Source organism: Pseudarthrobacter sp. RHLT3-21, assembly GCF_059383495.1.
Genome location: NZ_JBWZCI010000053.1, coordinates 1 through 3,129, shown reverse-complemented (window position 1 = coordinate 3,129; position 3,129 = coordinate 1). Strand labels below are relative to the sequence as shown.

Genomic DNA, 3,129 nt, shown 5'->3' with positions numbered 1-3,129 from the left:
GTTGTGCACGGCTTCGATGGCTTCGTCTGCCGCAAGCCCGCGGAAGCTGCGTGACGCCAGGACCTCAGTCATTGCTGAACGCCTCTTCGGCAGTACCGTAGGCCGTGAGAACCTTGTCCATGCTGGTCAGCTGCAGGACCATCTTCACCTGCGGCTGGACCGCTGCGATCCGCAGGTCCGGTAGAGGTGAGTCGGACCTGGACACGCCAGTGCTCGATGCTCACAAGGTCACCGCTGCCCACGGCCGCGGTGCGGCGGGTTTCCCACCAGGAGTCTCTGCTGAACCAGTGCAGGGGTTCCGCTGCCACGGCCCACACCCGTCCGTTGTAGCGGACGGCCAGGGGAGTGCCGACGGCGGTGAATCGGACCTCCACCGGTGCGTCGAGGGTTGTTTCACTTACTGTTGCTGTCACGGTTTGCCCGTTCTCCCAAGTTCGCTCTGTTCAAATCTTCCCGGCGGGTTACCGCCGAGCTCCATACCCAAGTCCGGTAGGTCACCGGCCCGTCTTTCCATGTCACCTCGGCCGCTTTTGCTGTCCAAGCGAACACCTCGCCGTTCACCAGTTCCGCGCAGTTCGGGAACCGGATCCACGCCTTTACCGGGATCCCGGGGAAGCCGTTCTTGACCGCGAAATGCTCAAAATCGAGCTCTTCCACGGTCAGGCCAATCGGACCGGCGCGCCGCGCGTACTGCCTTTGCAGTTCGGAGGCTTGTTCTGGTCCCATAACACAACCTTAGAACATATATGCGAATAGACTCGCCAAGAAAAAGCGGCCGTTCAGGCCGCAGGTTTCATTGTGGGGGAGGGGTACGACAAAGAACGGGTTGCACGCCAATGGGGACAGCCTGAGCTGTGCGGAGGGCTCCACCTGCCCCCAGTGGGCACAACCCGTCCAACGCGACGTTAGGGATACCGGACTTTGATGTGCGGGGGGAGTTCGACGTCGCCGGGATCCAGTTCGGGCCTGGCCCGCTGGTAGGTCAGTGGGTGGCGGAAGGACGTGCCGGACCAGGCGACGTCGGCCGCGACTTCCACCACGAGCGGTTCGACAAGCGTCAGGTGCACAGGGCTTTTGTCTTTGCTGAATCTGTTCAGCGAGGTTTCGCTGATCTCTTCGGGCCAGGGATGCCCGGGCTGCGCCGGGGTGAGCTGGCGGCCCAGCTCACGCCCTGTCCTGGTTGAGAGGACCGTGGATCGGCCGACGATCCGCAGCTGCCCGTCCATCGGCAGGCCGGCGACGATGGCCTGGGGCTGGGTCAGGGAACCTATGACGGCAGCGCAGACAACATCCAGGACATTTTTGTGCTTCAACTTCAGCCAGGAACGTGAGCCGTCATAGGGCTGCGAGCCTCCCTTAAAGACCAGCCCTTCCACTCCTGTTGCAGGCAAATCCCTTAGCCAAGTCTTGGCCAGTTCCCGGTCCGTGGTGGCGGGGGAGAGGTTCAACGGCGCGGCCCAGTCCCGGGCCAGTTCCTCGAGCAGCTGCCGGCGGCCGGTGAACGGCACATCCCGGACGTCCTGCCCGGCGACGGCCAGAACATCGAAGGCCGCGAACGTGGCCGGTAACTTCCTCACCAGTGCCGGCAGAGCCGCCTTGGAAGTGACCATGCGCCGCTGTAACGCGTCGAAGTCCAGTGTGTCCCCGTTCCAAATCACGGCCTCGCCATCGAGGACCACACCGGGAGGCACCTGGGCTGCGAGGGCTTCGGCCAGATCGGGCAGGACTCGTGTGAGCTCTTTTCCCTGACGGGACCAGAGCGTCACCCTGTCGGCCTCAATAAAGGCTGTCGCGCGAAACCCGTCCCACTTGGGTTCGCAGTACATGCCGCCTGGCAACGCTTGGGGTCCTGGGAACGTTTTGACGAGTTTCGCCAGGGCAACAGCAATGGGTGGTTGCAGTGCTGGCGGGATGGACTCAGCCATGGAGCTCTCCTTTGTTGCAAGGATCGTCCTCCGCTTCGCTCCGGGCTGTAAAGCCTTTCTTTGCCTTACATGTGGCTGGGTTGTTCTCCGTACAAGGCCACTGATCGTAGCCGTCCGGGGGCCCGACCCGTCAACCCACGCGGACACCCAGGGCCAGGCGGTCGCTGCGCTCCCCTATTTCCTGTCCCTGCGCGTCCACTCTTCGGGGTTGACGACCACCCTCGACCGGCTGCGTCAGTGGGGGCCTCGCACGGCGGGGCAGGAAGGAGGTGGCTACATGAGCATCGACGATGCGATCAAGCTCGCGACTTCGGTCGTGAGCTTGGTGACAGCTGTCATTGCTCTACTCTCCATGCGGAACGCGCGCTTAAAGAGCAAACGCTCCCGAGCTGGAACTCGGAAGCGGAAGCGTAAAGCAAGGAAGTAGTAGTCACACTAACCCGGTGGTCGTGACCGAAAGGTTGCGGCCACCGGCTCCTTCCTCAGGATATGGCCATCTCAACGATAGGGAAACCCTCATGGAACTACTGACCATCGTGAACTTCGTGCTCTCGCTGGCAGCGCTTGGAGCTTCGGTCATGGCGTACCGCGCCAACTCCAAGGTCTGCATGGGCGAAGGAAGCTAACCGGGCCAGGGCGGGTCTGCCACTCGGCAGGCCCGTCCCTACCGCGTCGGACCGTCCTGGAGACCCTCGGCCGTGTACTTCTGGGTGCGCCTGATCGTGTCCGTCATGGCGCGTACGGACTCCGGGTCGTCTTGCCAGCGGCTCCCGTCCCGTGTGCAGGCATGGAACGAGGTCACCCCTGACTCTTTGGCCGCCTGACGCAGTTCGGCCCACGCCACTTCCAGGTCTGCCAGCTCCGCGGGCGTCAGCGGCTCGCGTTCGGTGGCCACCACGACGGCGGATGACTCCGCTGCGGCTGGTGTTCGGCGCCGGGCGAAGAAGCTTCGCAGCCCCACAGTCCATCTCCTCCTTCTGACAAAGAATGTCCCGCCTGGGATTGGGGGAACCCAGGCGGGACAATTCCACCGTACCAACCCAGCCCGACAAGTCTCAGCCCAGATGCATGCTCGCAGGGCCGGCTGGGAATGGGCCGCCTAGTACTACAGTCGCGTTTATTTTCGATGTTGTCGGCGGTTTAATCGGACATTGGTCGTGAATCCTGTTAATCATGACGGGTGAGTGATGATATTTGGGTGGCA

4 protein-coding genes are annotated in these 3,129 nt (G+C 62.9%); all 4 read right to left on the bottom strand.

The genetic code is table 11. The annotated features are described in order from the left end of the window. Positions 1-68: 68 nt before the first annotated feature. The 4 genes from AC50YA_RS23010 to AC50YA_RS22995 all read right to left on the bottom strand — a co-directional run bounded on the left by AC50YA_RS23010 (position 69) and on the right by AC50YA_RS22995 (position 2,886). Positions 69-374, bottom strand: a complete 306-nt coding sequence (locus AC50YA_RS23010; protein ID WP_494984463.1) for a hypothetical protein — start codon at positions 372-374, stop codon at positions 69-71. Between the two features lie 19 nt (positions 375-393). Then, complete coding sequence (locus tag AC50YA_RS23005) at positions 394-726, bottom strand: hypothetical protein (protein ID WP_494984462.1); 333 nt, start codon at positions 724-726, stop codon at positions 394-396. 179 nt (positions 727-905) lie between these two features. After that, positions 906-1,925: an ATP-dependent DNA ligase gene (locus AC50YA_RS23000; RefSeq protein WP_494984461.1), complete on the bottom strand. Its 1,020-nt coding sequence runs from the start codon at positions 1,923-1,925 to the stop codon at positions 906-908. A gap of 664 nt (positions 1,926-2,589) precedes the next feature. Beyond that, positions 2,590-2,886, bottom strand: a complete 297-nt coding sequence (locus tag AC50YA_RS22995; RefSeq protein WP_494984460.1) for a hypothetical protein — start codon at positions 2,884-2,886, stop codon at positions 2,590-2,592. Positions 2,887-3,129 lie beyond the last annotated feature (243 nt).

What these genes read in the sequence shown, in the direction of transcription:
- AC50YA_RS23000 (WP_494984461.1), bottom strand. Translation starts at nt 1,925, where the DNA reads ATGGCTGAGTCCATCCCGCCAGCACTGCAACCACCCATTGCTGTTGCC.
- AC50YA_RS23005 (WP_494984462.1), bottom strand. Translation starts at nt 726, where the DNA reads ATGGGACCAGAACAAGCCTCCGAACTGCAAAGGCAGTACGCGCGGCGC.